Origin of the sequence: Bacteroides xylanisolvens XB1A, from assembly GCF_000210075.1 — a bacterium.
In the GTDB taxonomy this organism is placed as follows: domain Bacteria; phylum Bacteroidota; class Bacteroidia; order Bacteroidales; family Bacteroidaceae; genus Bacteroides; species Bacteroides xylanisolvens.
Window position 1 is genome coordinate 3,675,712 of record NC_021017.1, and the last position, 17,186, is coordinate 3,692,897.

Sequence of the window (17,186 nt, forward strand, 5' to 3'; positions counted from 1 at the left end):
CATGTGGCAATGATTGTTCGGTAAAAGTTTGATAGAATCAATATTTATAGCATAATTTATGTAGCACTTTTTATGCTACACAAATTGTGCTATGAATAATTGCTTGAATATAAACAATATAGACTGCTTTCTTTATTCTTTGAATGAAATCATATTTGAGAAATGTTTCGTGGATATAATTCATTCAGTTGTGGTTGCAGACATTGCCTTACGCTGGTATACTAAAATAATCATATTCAAGAAAAGACCCTTCACCTTTCACAATGCCCTGTTCATCGTCATTAGCGGGTGAAGGGCTGGCTTTCACCTTCCTTTCACCTTTCTACCCTGGCTTTTACAGCTGTCTAGTCTGCTAAATCTTTTATCTATAGCTGGCAGGAGAAGTATTAATAGATGGCTTCCAGACTATTATAAGAAAACTTCTTTTCTATAAGGGACAAACTTCCTTTGTATAGGACCTAAACTTCTTTTGCATTATAAGAAAACTATAAATGCAAGCTTTGATTATATAAATGCAAGTTCCATTTATATAATTGCAAGTTTTGTTTTTATAAACGCAACTTTCATTTATAGATTGCATTTATTGAAAAGTAAGTTTACATACTGGTAGTAGGAAGTTTACCTATAATCAAAAGAAAGTTTGTTATTAATGAAAGAGAGGGTAGTTAGTAATGGATAAGGAAGCAGGTCAGGTATGTCTTCAGAAGCATAGATAGAGAAGTGCCATATAGGATTAGGAAACCGGACTATCAGAAAAGCATTTTATGTGTATATATAAATGACCTGCTCGACCAGAAAATCACTTTGTGTTGAAATCGGGTAGGTTCTTTTTATTGAGTGAACTGATAGGTGAAATCCCTATCCCTATCGTATTATATGGTAAACGCAGGCTAAAATTGAAGTGCAAATGCTCCGTAATATGATACATTTAGCGGAGAATGATTGTTTTTTAGTCCTTTTTTGACACATAAGTGTACCTTTATATTTAATGTATCATCTATCTTTGTAAACAAGAAATCTTATTTAATATCATGAATATGAATAGACATTGCAGAATAATCAAGTGTATATTATCAGGAGTCGTTTGCGCGTTGTTATTGCCTGTATCAATGCAGGCACAAAAGAACACAGCATTTATCCCCGGACAAGTGTGGAATGATACGGATGGAAATCCGATCAATGCCCATGGTGGCGGACTTCTTTATCACAATGGTACTTACTATTGGTATGGTGAATACAAGAAAGGAAAAACGATTTTGCCGGACTGGGCTACGTGGGAGTGTTATCGTACAGACGTGACCGGAGTCGGTTGTTACTCCTCTAAAGACTTGCTGAATTGGAAATTTGAAGGAATTGTGCTTTCGGCAGTCAAAGACGATCCGAATCATGACCTGCATCCCTCCAAGGTGTTGGAACGTCCGAAAGTCATCTTTAATAAGAAGACCGGTAAGTTTGTAATGTGGGCACATGTGGAAAGCGCCGATTACAGTAAGGCTTGTGCTGGCGTGGCGGTTGCCGATTCTCCTGTCGGACCGTTCGTCTATCAGGGAAGTTTCCGTCCGAACAATGCGATGAGCCGCGACCAGACAGTTTTTGTGGATGATGACGGACGTGCTTATCAGTTCTATTCTTCGGAAAATAATGAAACTATGTATATTAGTCTTTTGACTGATGATTACCTGAAACCCAGCGGACGGTTTACTCGCAATTTTGTCAAAGAGTCTCGTGAAGCTCCGGCTGTGTTTAAATATAATGGTAAATACTATATGTTAAGCTCCGGTTGCACAGGCTGGGATCCGAATGTGGCCGAAATAGCAGTGGCCGATTCTATTATGGGAACGTGGAAAACGATCGGTAATCCTTGTACGGGACCGGATGCGGATAAAACGTTTTACGCGCAGAGTACTTACGTTCAGCCTGTTATCGGAAAGAAGGACGCATACATTGCTATGTTCGACCGCTGGAAAAAGAAAGACTTGGAAGACTCCCGCTATGTATGGCTGCCTGTACTTGTAAAAGACGGGAAGATAACAATTCCCTGGCATGAAAAATGGACTCTTTCCATCTTTGACAAATAAAAAAGAAGATAAGCATGAAACGGATATTACTACTACTTTGCGGAATAATACTTGTTCCTACTCTTGTCTGTTCCCAGTGTTTGGTGGAAGTAGGAAAGGGATATAGTTGTACTTCGGTCAATACTGCGGTCTTTCGCAATAACTCGCTGGTGACGCATGGTGATGAACAATATATCAGTTATTACGATAACGACGGCTATCTGATACTTGGAAAACGGAAACTGGATTCGAAACAATGGACTTTACACCATACCCAATATCAGGGAAATGTAAAGGATGCTCATAATGTAATCAGTATGATGGTGGACGGAGAAGGTTACATACACGTGTCTTTCGATCATCATGGACATAAACTGAATTATTGCCGGAGCATTGCTCCCGGTTCTCTGAAACTGGGAGATAAAATACCGATGACCGGAATTGATGAAGGAAATGTAACCTATCCGGAGTTTTATTCTTTATCCGGAGGAGATTTACTGTTTGTTTATCGTTCCGGTTCTTCCGGTCGTGGTAACTTGGTGATGAACCGTTATTCGCTGAAAGAACATAAATGGACTCGTGTGCAGGATATACTGATTGATGGAGAAAATAAACGGAATGCTTATTGGCAAATGTATGTCGATGAGAAAGGAACCATCCATCTTTCGTGGGTGTGGCGCGAAAGCTGGCATGTGGAAACAAACCATGATATATGTTATGCCCGTTCGTTTGATAATGGAGTGACTTGGTATAAATCAAGTGGAGAGCAATATGAACTTCCTATCCGATTGTCTAATGCAGAGTATGCCTGTCGTTTGCCTCAAAACTGTGAGTTGATTAATCAGACAAGTATGAGTGCCGATGCAGAAGGAAATCCGTATATAGCTACTTATTGGCGGGACTCCGATAGTGACGTGCCCCAATACCGTATCGTCTGGAATGACGGGAAAGTATGGCATCAACGGCAGATCACAGATCGCAAAACACCTTTTACCTTGAAGGGTGGCGGTACGAAAATGATACCTATTGCCCGTCCGCGTATTGTGGTAGAGGGTGGGGAAGTCTTTTATATTTTCCGCGACGAAGAACGGGGAAGCCGTGTATCGATGGTACATGCGTCCGACGTCGGCATTAGTAAATGGACGATAACGGATTTGACCGACTTTTCCGTGGATGCCTGGGAACCGTCTCATGATACGGAACTCTGGAAGAAACAGCGGAAGCTCCATCTCTTTGTGCAACACACCCGTCAGGGAGATGGTGAACGTACAGCGGAAATTGACCCTCAAATGGTATATGTATTAGAAACAGATATGAATATAAATAAGTAAAGATATGAAGGAATTATCTGCAACTCTTTTTTCGTACTCTTCCTAGGTGGTGTAATTCGTGTCTTAATTCATCATCAAGCTCATATATGGCTTTAACGGCTGGAGTATTCTATCGGTTAGTTCACTAATATTCATCTGTATATGTGTACCGGGCAGTCGCTCGGTACTATACATGCATTTCCCTTTACACAGATAATAATAACCGTTATTTACCGACAGTTGTTTATCCGATAATTCCAACTGCATTTCATCTTCGGGGAAAGCCGCGGCATAGATTTGCAGCACTTCTTTGGCATTGATGATACGTGCCATGCCCAACGGATGTTGAGGCTGTTGATCTTCGGGAGGTAAGAGTTGAACCATGCACTTATATCCGGTGTGTTGCCTGATAGCATACAATAGGCTATATTCCACATCTTTATCTTCAGCGCAAAGCTCATTGATAATGATATGTTTGTCTCCTTTATATATAATAGTCACCCCCTTGATTTCGTTTTCTTGTCTGGCTACAAATAAGTATCCTCCGCTGATGGCAAGATCAGTCATAATAACCTGAAAGTCTTCCAGCGTGTGCTGAATACAGCAAGCCCGTTCGGAAAGCTTCTTATTCAAATAAGAATAGATCTCCTCCTGAAACTCTGATACCACACTGACCGCTATCTCTTTAGCAGGAATAAACTCCGGCAAAACGATCTCTTTAGTTGAATACTTGAATACGGAAGCATATCCCATGCGGGCATAATAGTCGAACAACCAGGGCTCTGCCGGTATCAATGTACTGAAATATACTCCATTCCGCAGCATCCGGGCGAAAGACTGTGATAAGAGCTCTCGCATAACCCCTTTGCTTCGGAAATCGGGATGCGTACAGGCTCCTGAAATATAGGAAGTCTGCACTGTTTCTCCGCCGAAAGTCATCGGATAAGGAAGCAGCTGAAGCGCAGAGATTACCTCATCGCCACTTTGGATGGCGACATTCACCTCTGTTTTATAACGCAGTCTGAAGTACATTTCAACGAATTCTTCACTATCGTCAAAACAGATTTTCCACAATGCTTTTACTTGCTCCTTTAACATCATATTTATAATGGATTTACCATTTAACCATATTCATGGGATGCTCTTTGAGGCAAGCCATATATTTTTCCAGAATCGTCGCCGGCTGGTAAGACAGTTTGGCTTTGCGCAAACCCTCAATACCTAAATCCTCTTCCCGGTTGATATAGATATATTGTTCGGGAATCCGGTTGGCAAATTCATAATTAATCATGGCATACGCACCTTCAATACTGGTATCCGCTTTTTCTACATGTACGCCGAATGTTTCATGATTGATAGGCATACCGAATGTGAATGCGACAATTTTACCGTTCACATGCAAGATACCTCCCGTCAGTCCGAGTGCCTCGAAGTTGTGGAGAGCATAAATCAGGGCGCGACGTTCGTTGCCTGTCCCCTCCTGTTGGTCACAGTTATTCACTTTACACCACTCTGCTTCCAGATCCAGACATTCCTGAATACGGTCCGGGGTAATCGGTGTGTATTCGTAATCCGGATAAGTGTTGCGGAACCGGTTGATATGATTTCTTTTCGCCTGGAATTTCTTCCCTTTCAGCGTAGATAGATCACTTCTCAAATAAATATAATCCGCATAGTCGCGGTCTTCTGTGAAAGTGAACTGTTCCGGAAGGATAGCTTCGAGATCAGCGCGCATATTGCTGCACACTCCCAGCATACAGAAATGCTGGTTCTCTTTGCGGGCATCTTCTATCAGTTCCCACAATACTGCTTTCAAATCTCCTGTGCCTACGGGCATCATATAAGCAAGTTGTTCTCCCGCCCAGAACTTGAATACCAGAAAGTTGTCGACCACTGCGAATTGAGTGTCATATAAGAACCTCCAGCTGCAAAGATTGGAGAATGAAAGATCGCAATTGCGGCGATCACTTTTCATCGTGAATGAGGTGATTGTGTCTTTGTCTGCTAATGTGATATCTTTAAATGGAATCATAAAATTGCTTTTTGCGTTTAACTCTTTATATAACGGAAAATCAAGAGATTTTGTTTTTACAAGACACCTAATAATCGAAGGATCGTAGGTGTGAGTAGTGCAGTGAAGATTCCATTCAGTGTCAGTCCCAGACTGGCGTATGCTCCATATTTACTGCTGATATCCATTGCGGTGGAAGTTCCGACAGCATGAGCGGCTGTCCCCATCGAAAGCCCTTGAGCGATCGGACTGCCTACATGCATGATTTTCATGGTCTTAAAACCACAGATTGCTCCTAATAAACCAACTGCCACAACAACTGCCGCCGTCAGTGACGGAATACCGCCAATGGCTTTGGTTACTTCCATCGCAATCGGAGTCGTAACCGATTTGGGAGCCAAAGACAGGATTACTTCTTGGGAAGCTCCCATGAATTTCGCAATCAGCACTACTGAAATAACTCCGACAATGCAGCCTGCCAGTTGAGACAGAAGGATAGGCAATAACTGCTTTTTTATCATCTCCAATTGAAGATATAAAGGTACGCCTAAAGCAACAACAGCCGGGCGGAGCCAGAACTCGATCAGATGTCCTCCTTTATTATAGGTCTCGTATGAGATATTTGTCATTTTAAGGAAGATGATTAATAGGGCGATGGTCAGCAATATAGGATTTAATAATACCAGTCCTGTTTTCTTCTGAAGCAATTTGGCAAAGAAGAAAATCCCGAAGGTGATAGCCAGCAGGAAGAAATTATTCTCTAAGAAGCTCATTTGTCTTTATTCGTTAAGTTGATTTTATCTTTAAGGTGCAGTTTCTCCGACAGATGGAAATCCGTCAGATGAAGTTTGCGCGCCAGCTTAATCTGACGTGCCAGCCTGAACTTGCGGACGATTTGATGTACCCATCCCGTAACGACAAGTACAAGCGCGGTGCTGACAATGGTCGCTGTTACTATCGGCCAGAACTCTGCCGCAATAACATCAAAGTATAGCATAAGAGCCACACCGGGCGGAACGAAAAAGAATCCTAAGTTGGCAACCAGAAAGTCGGACAATCCCTGTACCCAGTGTAGTTTAATCCAACCTAATTTTAAAAAGAGGGTGAGCAGCAGCATACCGATGATGCTGGAGGGGAGCTTGATACCCGTAAGATAAACTATTAATTCACCCAAAGCCAAACAGCCAAATAAAATGGCGCACTGACGTATCATATACTAATAACCTATTGATTTTGTTTGAAAACACTGCAAAGGTATGAAAAATAGGAGTACAGTGTTAAATATTATAATATTTTAGACTTGGGAGAGAAAAATAGCCGAAATTGTAATGTGGATATTGCAAAATTGAGTACTTTTGCACCGCAAATTACAAATTGTAAGGACGTTTTATAATAATATTCAATATATCTATGCTCAATTTAATCAACCAAATCGTGGCGCGTGCGAAAGCAAATCGCCAACGTATTGTTCTTCCGGAAGGAACTGAAGAACGCACATTGAAAGCTGCCAATATGATTTTGACAGACGAAGTAGCCGATCTAATTTTACTGGGTAAACCGGCAGAAATTAATGAACTTGCTACAAAATGGGGATTGGGAAACATCGGTAAAGCTACTATCATTGATCCTGAAACTTCTCCGAAACACGAAGAATATGCGCAGTTGTTGTGTGAACTTCGTAAAAAGAAGGGGATGACTATCGAAGAAGCCCGCAAATTGACGAGCGATCCTTTGTTCTATGGTTGTTTAATGATTAAGAGCGGTGATGCTGACGGTCAGTTGGCTGGTGCCCGCAACACTACTGGTAATGTATTGCGTCCTGCTTTGCAGATTATCAAGACTGCTCCGGGAATCACTTGCGTATCCGGTGCTATGTTGCTCCTGACTCATGCTCCTGAATACGGAAAGAATGGCATTTTGGTCATGGGTGACGTTGCCGTAACTCCGGTTCCGGATGCTAATCAGCTGGCACAGATTGCTATTTGTACTGCTCAAACTGCGAAAGCCGTTGCCGGTATTGAAAATCCGAAAGTGGCTCTGTTGAGCTTCTCTACCAAGGGTTCTGCAAAACACGAAGTAGTTGATAAAGTGGTAGAAGCTACTAAGATTGCAAAGGAGATGGCTCCTACGCTTGATCTGGATGGTGAAATGCAGGCTGATGCTGCTCTTGTTCCGGAAGTCGGTGCAAGCAAGGCTCCGGGTTCTCCTGTGGCTGGCGAAGCAAACGTATTGATTGTTCCGAGTCTGGAAGTTGGTAATATCTCTTATAAGTTAGTCCAACGTCTGGGACATGCTGACGCTGTCGGCCCGATCCTTCAGGGTATCGCTTGTCCGGTAAACGACTTGTCTCGTGGTTGTTCTATCGAAGATGTATATCGCATGATTGCTATCACGGCTAATCAGGCTATTGCAGCAAAGGCGAATAAATAAGTATTAGGTATAAAGTAGTAAGTATTAAATCGACAACGACATGAAAATTCTGGTATTGAACTGCGGAAGTTCATCTATTAAATATAAATTGTTCGATATGACCAGCAAAGAAGTGATTGCACAAGGTGGTATCGAAAAAATCGGTCTGAAGGGATCTTTCTTGAAACTGACTTTGCCGAACGGCGAAAAGAAAGTATTGGAAAAAGATATTCCTGAACATACAGTAGGAGTAGAGTTTATCCTGAATACATTGATTCATCCTGAATATGGTGCTATCAAATCTTTGGATGAGATTAATGCGGTAGGTCACCGTATGGTGCACGGAGGCGAACGTTTCAGCGAATCTGTATTGCTGAACAAAGAAGTGTTGGAGGCTTTTGCAGCTTGCAATGATCTGGCTCCGCTTCACAATCCTGCTAACCTGAAAGGTGTGAATGCAGTTTCTGCTATTCTTCCTAATATTCCGCAGGTAGGTGTATTCGATACGGCTTTCCATCAGACTATGCCGGATTATGCTTACATGTATGCTATCCCTCACGAACTGTATGAAAAGTATGGTGTGCGTCGTTATGGCTTCCACGGAACATCTCATCGTTACGTGTCCAAACGTGTATGCGAATTCTTGGGTGTAAATCCGGTAGGAAAGAAAATCATCACTTGTCATATTGGTAATGGTGGTTCTATTGCCGCTATCAAAGATGGTAAATGTATAGATACTACTATGGGCTTGACTCCATTGGAAGGCTTGATGATGGGTACTCGCAGCGGTGACATTGATGCCGGTGCAGTGACGTTTATCATGGAAAAAGAAGGCTTGAATACTACGGGTGTTTCCAACCTGTTGAACAAGAAGAGCGGTGTACTCGGTATTTCAGGTGTATCAAGCGATATGCGTGAACTTTTGGCTGCTTGTGCGGCTGGCAATGAGAAAGCTATCCTTGCAGAGAAGATGTATTATTATCGTATCAAGAAATACATCGGTGCTTATGCTGCTGCATTGGGCGGTGTAGATATCATTCTGTTTACAGGTGGTGTAGGTGAAAATCAGATGGAATGTCGCCGTGAAGTTTGTAAGGATATGGAATTCATGGGTATCGAGCTTGACAACGATGTGAATGCTAAAGTTCGTGGTGAGGAAGCAATTATTTCTACTCCTGCTTCTAAAGTGAAAGTAGTAGTGATTCCGACAGATGAAGAACTGTTGATTGCGTCTGATACAATGGATATTCTGAAGAAGTAATAACTGAACTGATTTATATTGTACGGGGATGTGCCAAGATTGGGACATCCCCGTCTTTTTTTGTATTAGTTTTACCTCATGGTTCCTTTCATTTACTTCCAAGAAACAACATTGTTATTATTATTGTTATTTGTAGCTAACAGGTTTGCTTGTTCTTAAAAATACCTGTATGTTTATTGTGTAATTAAATTAAGTAATAGTAACATGTTAAAAGTAGTAGCATTTATGAGGCAAGTGGCTAATGGGCTACAAATGGGGGGAAACTTTGGGACGGCTCACGTATATCGTAGTAGTCTCAATGCCATTATTGTTTATTGTGGGAAAGGAGATTTCACTTTTGATAAAGTAACTCCGGGATGGTTGAAAGGCTTCGAGATACATCTTCGTAGCCGTGGTTGTAGTTGGAATACAGTTTCAACTTATTTGCGCACATTTCGTGCAGTCTATAATCGTGCGGTCGATCTTCGAAAAGCACCTTATGTGCCGAATTTGTTCCATTCGGTTTATACCGGTACTCGCGCTGACCGTAAGCGAGCTTTATGTGAGGAAGACATAAAAAAGGTATTTGCAAAATTACATTCATCGGTTGCAACTCCGGCTTTGCGATGTACACAAGAGCTATTTACTCTGATGTTTTTACTTCGTGGTTTACCTTTTGTCGATCTCGCATATTTGCGTAAGAGTGATTTGCATGATAATGTGATTACTTATCGTAGGCGTAAGACGGGGCGTACATTGTCGGTGACATTGACTCCGGAGGCAATGCTTTTGGTGAAGAAGTACATGAATTGTGACCCTTCTTCTCCATACCTTTTCTCATTGTTGAAAAGTCGTGAAGGAACAAAAGAAGCATATCGAGAGTATCAGTTAGCATTGCGCACATTTAATCGGCAATTAATGTTGTTGGGTGAATTGTTGGGACTGGGGGATAAATTGAGTTCATACACCGCCCGCCATACATGGGCCACAACAGCGTATTATTGTGAAATTCATCCGGGCATTATTCCCGAAGCGATGGGGCATTCGTCCATTACAGTGACGGAGACTTATCTGAAACCTTTTCAGAATAAGAAAATAGATGAAGCAAACAAGCGGGTTATTGATTTTATCCGATATTCAGTTCGAAATGCAATTTGCTGAATATAAGTCTGTTACTTTGTAGGTAACGGGAATAAATACCGGTGCAAATATGAGCATATTTCTTAAAACAACCAAACGAAATCACACATTTTTTTCTAATAAAGCATTCAAAAGAAGAACATAAACAGATAAAACACGTAGATTCTTTGTATTAGGGCATGTCAACCTCTAAATTTTGCATAAGATTTCTCTCCCCTCTACCTCTTTCATGAAGTAGGGGTTAAAATGTTTCATTGTATATTATATCATTTTCTAGTATTGACTACTCAAGAAGAGCAGGAACAAAGGTTTGCCGTTACCTACGAAGTAACGGGTATGCTATTATTGAAACTTAGTGTTTAATAATATATTATTAATGTAATTTTTAAGTAGTTATGAAGAAAAAGTTTGTAAAAGTGATGCTCTTCGGGGCGCTGGCGCTTTCTACTATCAGCTACGTAGGATGCAAAGACTACGATGATGATATAGATGGTTTGCAACAGCAGGTCGACGCCAATAAGAGTAAAATTGAAGAGGTGGATGCTGCAATGAAAGCCGGTAAATTTATTGTCAGTTATACTCCTGTAGCAAATGGTTATGAGTTGTCTCTTTCTAACGGTTCTAAATTGACTATCACCAATGGTAAAGATGGAGAGAACGGACAGCCGGGACTAAATGGTGAAACGGTCATTCCTAAATTTAAAGTATCAAGTGACAACTATTGGCAGGTAAGTACTGATGATGGCAAAACCTATGAGTATGTTTTAGATGCAGATGGAAATAAGGTTAATGCTACTGGGAAGAAGGGAGAACAAGGTGAACCTGGTAAGCCTGGCGAACCAGGTCAGGATGCATCAGCTAACGTGTCTATTAATAAAGATGGGTATATCGTTATCGGTGATGTGGTAACAAGCTTGAAAACTGATACTAAAGTTCCTTCTATTGTTATAAATGAGGTAGATGGTTTGTACGTCATCACTCTTGACGGTAAAGAATATAAAATGTTGGCAGAAGGTTCTGCCTATAATGGTTTGCAAAGCATTATTTACAGAAGACAAGCTGCTAATGATAAAGATGATTTTGTAAAATCAATCGGGTTGATGTCGTCCAATGATCCTGATGCGGAATTATTGGCAACCAGTGCTTCTGTAGCTACTTTCAAAGTATGGCCTACTACACTGGATCTAGGTAAAGCTGTATTTGCATTTACCGATACATATAAAACCAGAGCACTTGTTCCTGCACTGAAATATGTAGAAGGTAGTGCAAAATGGGTGGATAACCGACAAGGTATCTTGAGTGTAAATATGATTTCCGAAAACATTGAAGTTGATAAACCTTACGCTTCTTCTCTGGATGTAACAATTAACGGTTATACAAGAGCCTCTGATTATTTCAACTTCAAAGCTGAAAAATGGACTCCGGCTGATTTGAGTTTTGTGCATACAAAAGATGCAGTTGAAGTTCCTACTGATGTTTTGGCTGATGCAACTACCGAATCCGATTTTTCATCTTATGTTGAATATACATTTGTTTATAACAAATCTTATAATTTGAATGATTCTGTAGCATTGGGACATGATGTGGAAGAGGATTTCATTTCAATGGCTGATTTAGGATTTAGTGGTATCACTGTTGAATTCAAACAAACAGCTGATAAGGCAAAAGGTATCTTTGAAATTAAAGACGGTGTTATTACAGCTAAATCTAGTGAGCAAGCTTCGGCTATCAATGAATTATGCTATGTGACAGCAACTTATAAGAATGAAAAAGGTACGGAAATCATTTCTTATGACTTTGCAGTGAAAGCTGTTCGCGAGCAGCAAGTGGCTCCGGCATTGGTTGATATTGATGTAGAAACGAAAGATGCAGCTGCAGCTGATAAGTTAGCTAAATTGCAGTATAGCACAAGTGAACAAACTATTGACTTGAATGTTCGTGCATTCTTGAATTCACTGGGTGGACGTGACTATATGTCTGACAATGAAAACGTAACTCCTGTTAAATATGGTTTGTATTACTTGACTAATGAAGATGGTAAAACTTATGCTAACAAGGTTGATGCATATATTGAATTCACACCGGGTACAAGCACAGATTTGGATAATCTTAAATTGATATTCCCTGCCGAAACTGTTATCAATGGAGATCAGCAATTGTATTCATTCGAAACATGGCCAGGTGGTGGAAACTCAAAATATGAAATTACAAATTCTGAAGAATATGCATGGCGTAAATCCACAACAACTCATCGTGTTAACGGTTCTAACAAACAGTATACTTTGAAATTGAAGGATCTTGTTAAGTGCGAACGTAAAGTGATCATCAAGCAAAATAGTGCATTTGTTGTGAATGGTAAGACAACTATTACCGGTGCATGGACTGAAGCTGATAAGTCATTCAGTATGACGGCTGATTTGACAGTTCTTTATGCTGCATATAATACAGATAACAGTACTTCTAGTGAAGTTATTGAATATTATCTGGCTCCGCAAGCAAAACAGTCTGATGCTGTTAAAGCTGTTTATAGTCAGATAAGCATTGCTGGTAATGTTATTACTGTAACTCCGGATGTAGATGTGAAGACTTTAGGTGCTATCAAGATCGGAGCTAAAATACAAGGAACTGATATTGAAGCTACTATTCTTGATATAAATGGAAAAGAAGTGACTTATTGTGAACCTGTATTGCGTTCTCCGCTTGATGTCTTGTCTTACAAGTCTTCTATTGATTGGAATATAGATGGTGATCAGAATAAGACTATCAATGTAGGAACGAAAGCAGAAATCAAGATGTCTGACAAAGATATCAATGTAACCAAGAAGAATGTAGTTATTGAAAATGGAGTAGCAAAAGCTCCTTGGGCTGCAGCTTATGGCATTGATGCTGCTGGCGCCATTACTTATGCAATTGATGGATATAGTGCTACTGTAAATGAGGGTACCTATACTATTAATCCGTCAACAGGTGTGATTACATGTAACAATACAGCGATTGTTCAGTCATTGGACATCTATGTGAAAGTAACTGTAAATCATAACTGGGGTACAGAAACTATTAATAAGATCACTGTGAAAGCTTCTTTGAAATAGTCCTATTTTAAATAAGAAAGAAAGGGTAACTCTTTTCCTTTGTGTAGAGTTACCCTTTTATTGATAATATAATTGTCCGATATGGTGGTATCGGATATTATTTGTCGAATTATTCATCTTTGTGAAAAGATGAATATGTTATTTCCCACTAAGGATTTTTGACATCCTTAATTTGTTAGATGAAAAAAGGTAAAGACTGCACTTGTGAAAGACCAGTCTAATAATAAACCTTTATTTCGAAGGGCGTTCCAATTTTCCCTTATTTCCCAGGAACGCCCTTTTTTATTCTGTAAGATTTATCAAAACTAATATAGTTGGAGAAACTCAATCTCTTTTTATAATGATTCTAACGGAGAATAGAAAACTTTTTGAGGGAATCTTGATAAAAAGTAGATAGGAAATATAGTTAGTTCTTTTGTTTTTCTGGAGATTTGGGAGTAGTTTCCCCTTTTTTGTCTTAATTTGCATCTCAAATTCATTCTTAAAACGAATTTACTATGCGTTACTCCGTCATAATCCCCGTTTATAATCGTCCCGATGAAGTGGATGAATTATTGCAAAGTCTTACCATGCAACACTTTAAAGATTTCGAAGTCGTTGTTGTAGAAGATGGTTCCTCCATTCCCTGTAAAGAAGTAGTAGACCGTTATGCAGACCGGTTGAATATAAAATACTTCTCTAAACTTAACTCCGGTCCGGGACAAACCCGCAATTACGGGACAGAACGTAGCGAAGGGGAATACCTTATTATATTAGATTCTGATGTCATTCTTCCCGAAGGATACTTCGATGCGGTAGAGAAGGAACTTCTCGCTTCTCCTGCCGATGCTTTCGGCGGTCCCGACCGTGCGCACGATTCTTTCACGGATATCCAAAAGGCGATAAACTATTCCATGACTTCTTTCTTTACGACCGGAGGGATCCGTGGCGGGAAAAAGAAGATGGACAAATTCTATCCCCGCAGTTTTAATATGGGAGTTCGCCGGGCAGTGTATGAGGCTTTAGGCGGATTTTCAAAGATGCGTTTTGGAGAGGATATTGACTTTAGTATCCGTATCTTTAAGAACGGCTATACTTGCCGGCTTTTTCCGGATGCCTGGGTGTATCACAAACGTCGTACTGATTTGAAGAAGTTCTTCAAGCAAGTGCATAACTCCGGCATTGCCCGTATTAATCTTTATAAGAAATACCCGGACTCTCTGAAACTGGTGCATTTGCTTCCTGCTGTATTTACGCTGGGAGTGGCACTCTTATTATTAGGAACCCCATTCTGTCTTTTCAGTTTTACGCCGATCATTCTTTATGCATTGCTGGTATGCATGGATTCTACTATTCAGAATAAGAGTCTGACTATTGGCATATATTCCATAGCCGCTGCATTTATACAACTTATCGGCTATGGTACAGGCTTTTGGCGTGCATGGTGGCAGCGTTGTGTCAGAGGGAAAGATGAGTTTGAGGCTTTCCAAAAGAATTTTTATAAGTAACCTACTTTTAATTTGTTTACTACCATTCCTATTTTTACTTAAAAGGAATGTTGCATGACACCCGGGTCTCAATACGTCTGACACCCGGGTCTCATGCTACTCAACACCCGGGTGTCAGGTATGCTGAGACCCGGGTGTCGCACAACTTGTCTCTGCATAGAAAAAAGAAGAAGCCTGCAACCAATTTTTTTCCCATTGCCTCTATCATTAAATTAAATAAGCCTACCTTTACACCTTCAAAACATAGCAAATGGAAAGTAAACACAAACTATCCATCAACCAATGGGCACTGGAGGACCGCCCACGGGAGAAAATGATGGAAAAGGGAGCAGCAGCATTGAGCGATGCCGAACTACTCGCTATATTAATCGGCTCCGGAAATACGGAAGAAAGCGCTGTTGAACTGATGCGACGCCTGCTCCTGTCTTGTGATAACAATCTCAATTCTCTGGCAAAATGGGAAGTCTGCGATTATTCCCGTTTTAAAGGTATGGGACCGGCGAAGAGTATTACAGTGATGGCTGCATTGGAACTTGGAAAGCGTCGGAAACTGCAAAACACAAAAGAAAGGCCTCAAATCACCTGTTCAAAAGATATTTATGATATCTTTCAACCTTTGATGTGCGACCTCGAACAAGAAGAATTCTGGGTTCTTTTATTGAATCAGGCAACGAAATTGATTGATAAGGTGCGTATCAGTACCGGTGGAATAGATGGAACATACACCGATGTACGCACCATCCTTCGGGAAGCATTGCTGCAAAGAGCCACCCAAATAGCTGTGGTCCATAATCATCCTTCAGGGAATATCCGTCCTAGTCAGCCTGACAAAACACTGACAGAACATATTCGTAAAGCGGCAGATACAATGAATATCCACCTGATAGATCATGTCGTCGTTTGCGAAGACGGGTTCTTTAGCTTTGCGGATGAAGGATTGCTTTAATTTTCTCTACATCTTTATTCCCTTTTGCAACAATTTACCATCTGGGTACGTTTTTCATATTAGTGAAGATGGAGAATAGATGTAATATTCTTTAGGTACACGATGCTCATTCCGTACCTAATTTTTTATGTTTCATTTTTTATCTCTATCTTTGCGATACATAACAAAATGAGAAGACGTATGGAAAAGATTGAAATAGAAGAAAAGATTGTAGCCATGCTAAAAACGGTGTACGATCCGGAAATTCCGGTGAATGTATACGATCTTGGACTGATTTATAAGATAGATGTCTCCGATACTGGAGAAGTGGTACTTGATATGACATTGACAGCCCCCAACTGTCCGGCTGCTGATTTTATCATGGAAGATATTCGTCAGAAAGTGGAATCGGTGGAGGGTGTGACTGCGGCTACCATTAATCTGGTGTTTGAACCGGAATGGGACAAAGATATGATGAGTGAGGAAGCGAAACTCGAACTCGGTTTTCTCTAGTTACGAGTGATAACCTCATAATCAATCTCTTATAACTAACAACTCAAAACTCATGAAGAACGTTTATTTCCTTTCCGATGCGCATCTTGGGTCCCGTGCTATTGAGCATGGACGCACGCAGGAACGGCGTTTGGTGAACTTCCTTGATAGTATAAAGCACAAGGCTTCTGCTGTTTATCTGTTGGGAGATATGTTTGATTTCTGGTATGAATTCCGGCTGGTCGTCCCCAAAGGATATACCCGTTTCTTGGGAAAAATCTCCGAACTGACGGATATGGGAGTGGAAGTGCATTTCTTTATTGGCAACCATGATATATGGTGTGGGGATTATCTCACCAAAGAATGTGGTGTCATTATGCACCGTGAACCGCTGACTACCGAAATATACGGAAAAGAGTTCTATCTTGCTCATGGTGACGGGCTGGGCGACCCGGACAAGAAGTTCAAACTGCTTCGTTCCATGTTTCACAGCAAAACATTACAAACATTGTTTTCCGCTATTCATCCCCGATGGAGCGTGGAACTTGGTTTATCATGGGCGAAACGCAGCAGGCAGAAACGGACTGACGGAAAGGAACCGGATTATATGGGGGAAAATCAGGAGCATCTGGTACTATATACAAAAGAGTATTTGAAAAGTCATCCCAATATAAACTTCTTTATTTACGGACATCGCCACATTGAACTTGATTTGATGCTAAGTGTCACTTCACGTGTGCTGATACTTGGAGACTGGATTAATTTCTTTTCTTATGCCGTATTCGACGGCGAGAACCTTTTTCTTGAAGAATATATAGAAGGAGAGACGCAGGTTTGAGGCGGATAGTTTCATCCCGGTTTGAAACAAAAAGTTTCCCGGTGTGAAACGAATGGTTTCTCGGTGTGAAACACTTCGTTTCTCGGTGAGAAACAAACAGTTTCAAGGCATGAAACAACTAGCTCGCTTAAAAGGATTGAAAAAGAGCTCATGCTTGAAGAGAAAAATCTCTACCGATAAGAAAT

The 17,186-nt window shown here is 40.7% G+C and carries 14 protein-coding genes; 10 read left to right on the plus strand and 4 right to left on the minus strand.

The features are described 5' to 3' along the window. Window positions 1–1,037: 1,037 nt before the first annotated feature. The gene (locus BXY_RS14240; RefSeq protein ID WP_055235288.1) at window positions 1,038–2,078 is read left to right on the plus strand and encodes a glycoside hydrolase family 43 protein; all 1,041 of its coding nucleotides are present in this window, start codon (window positions 1,038–1,040) and stop codon (window positions 2,076–2,078) included. Between the two features lie 14 nt (window positions 2,079–2,092). Continuing rightward, a complete protein-coding gene (locus BXY_RS14245) occupies window positions 2,093–3,388 on the plus strand; it encodes an alpha-l-rhamnosidase (protein WP_118407371.1) in 1,296 nt (431 codons plus the stop codon). Between the two features lie 63 nt (window positions 3,389–3,451). Here the strand turns inward: BXY_RS14245 and BXY_RS14250 are convergent, their stop codons facing one another. Genes BXY_RS14250 through BXY_RS14265 form a run of 4 tightly spaced genes read right to left on the minus strand, consistent with a single transcriptional unit; the run spans window position 3,452 to window position 6,591 of the window. Next, complete coding sequence (locus tag BXY_RS14250) at window positions 3,452–4,468, minus strand: GNAT family N-acetyltransferase (protein WP_015532276.1); 1,017 nt, start codon at window positions 4,466–4,468, stop codon at window positions 3,452–3,454. A gap of 13 nt (window positions 4,469–4,481) precedes the next feature. Beyond that, window positions 4,482–5,399 carry a DUF2156 domain-containing protein gene (locus tag BXY_RS14255; protein WP_004305058.1) on the minus strand — a complete coding sequence of 306 codons (918 nt, stop codon included), beginning with the start codon at window positions 5,397–5,399 and terminating at the stop codon, window positions 4,482–4,484. A gap of 56 nt (window positions 5,400–5,455) precedes the next feature. Then, window positions 5,456–6,151 carry an LrgB family protein gene (locus BXY_RS14260; RefSeq protein ID WP_007755031.1) on the minus strand — a complete coding sequence of 232 codons (696 nt, stop codon included), beginning with the start codon at window positions 6,149–6,151 and terminating at the stop codon, window positions 5,456–5,458. Next, window positions 6,148–6,591 (minus strand): CidA/LrgA family protein, encoded by a 444-nt coding sequence (locus tag BXY_RS14265; protein WP_008024417.1) that lies wholly within the window; start codon window positions 6,589–6,591, stop codon window positions 6,148–6,150. Before BXY_RS14265 ends, BXY_RS14260 begins: the two co-directional genes overlap by 4 nt. Before the next feature lie 197 nt (window positions 6,592–6,788). Between BXY_RS14265 and pta the strand changes: the two genes are divergently transcribed. The 8 genes from pta to BXY_RS14305 all read left to right on the plus strand — a co-directional run bounded on the left by pta (window position 6,789) and on the right by BXY_RS14305 (window position 17,001). Further along, complete coding sequence (pta, locus tag BXY_RS14270) at window positions 6,789–7,808, plus strand: phosphate acetyltransferase (protein WP_008024419.1); 1,020 nt, start codon at window positions 6,789–6,791, stop codon at window positions 7,806–7,808. Window positions 7,809–7,848: 40 nt separating this feature from the next. After that, the gene (locus BXY_RS14275) at window positions 7,849–9,048 is read left to right on the plus strand and encodes an acetate kinase (protein ID WP_015532277.1); all 1,200 of its coding nucleotides are present in this window, start codon (window positions 7,849–7,851) and stop codon (window positions 9,046–9,048) included. Between the two features lie 204 nt (window positions 9,049–9,252). Next, window positions 9,253–10,188 (plus strand): tyrosine-type recombinase/integrase, encoded by a 936-nt coding sequence (locus tag BXY_RS14280; protein ID WP_134993017.1) that lies wholly within the window; start codon window positions 9,253–9,255, stop codon window positions 10,186–10,188. Between the two features lie 374 nt (window positions 10,189–10,562). After that, the gene (locus BXY_RS14285) at window positions 10,563–13,259 is read left to right on the plus strand and encodes a PL29 family lyase N-terminal domain-containing protein (protein WP_015532279.1); all 2,697 of its coding nucleotides are present in this window, start codon (window positions 10,563–10,565) and stop codon (window positions 13,257–13,259) included. A 497-nt stretch (window positions 13,260–13,756) separates the two neighbouring features. Next, window positions 13,757–14,746: a glycosyltransferase family 2 protein gene (locus BXY_RS14290; protein ID WP_015532280.1), complete on the plus strand. Its 990-nt coding sequence runs from the start codon at window positions 13,757–13,759 to the stop codon at window positions 14,744–14,746. Window positions 14,747–14,996: 250 nt separating this feature from the next. After that, window positions 14,997–15,692 (plus strand): RadC family protein, encoded by a 696-nt coding sequence (gene radC, locus BXY_RS14295; RefSeq protein ID WP_004314429.1) that lies wholly within the window; start codon window positions 14,997–14,999, stop codon window positions 15,690–15,692. Between the two features lie 180 nt (window positions 15,693–15,872). Beyond that, window positions 15,873–16,184: an iron-sulfur cluster assembly protein gene (locus tag BXY_RS14300; protein WP_004314431.1), complete on the plus strand. Its 312-nt coding sequence runs from the start codon at window positions 15,873–15,875 to the stop codon at window positions 16,182–16,184. A 52-nt stretch (window positions 16,185–16,236) separates the two neighbouring features. Further along, window positions 16,237–17,001, plus strand: a complete 765-nt coding sequence (locus BXY_RS14305; RefSeq protein ID WP_004314435.1) for a UDP-2,3-diacylglucosamine diphosphatase — start codon at window positions 16,237–16,239, stop codon at window positions 16,999–17,001. Window positions 17,002–17,186 lie beyond the last annotated feature (185 nt).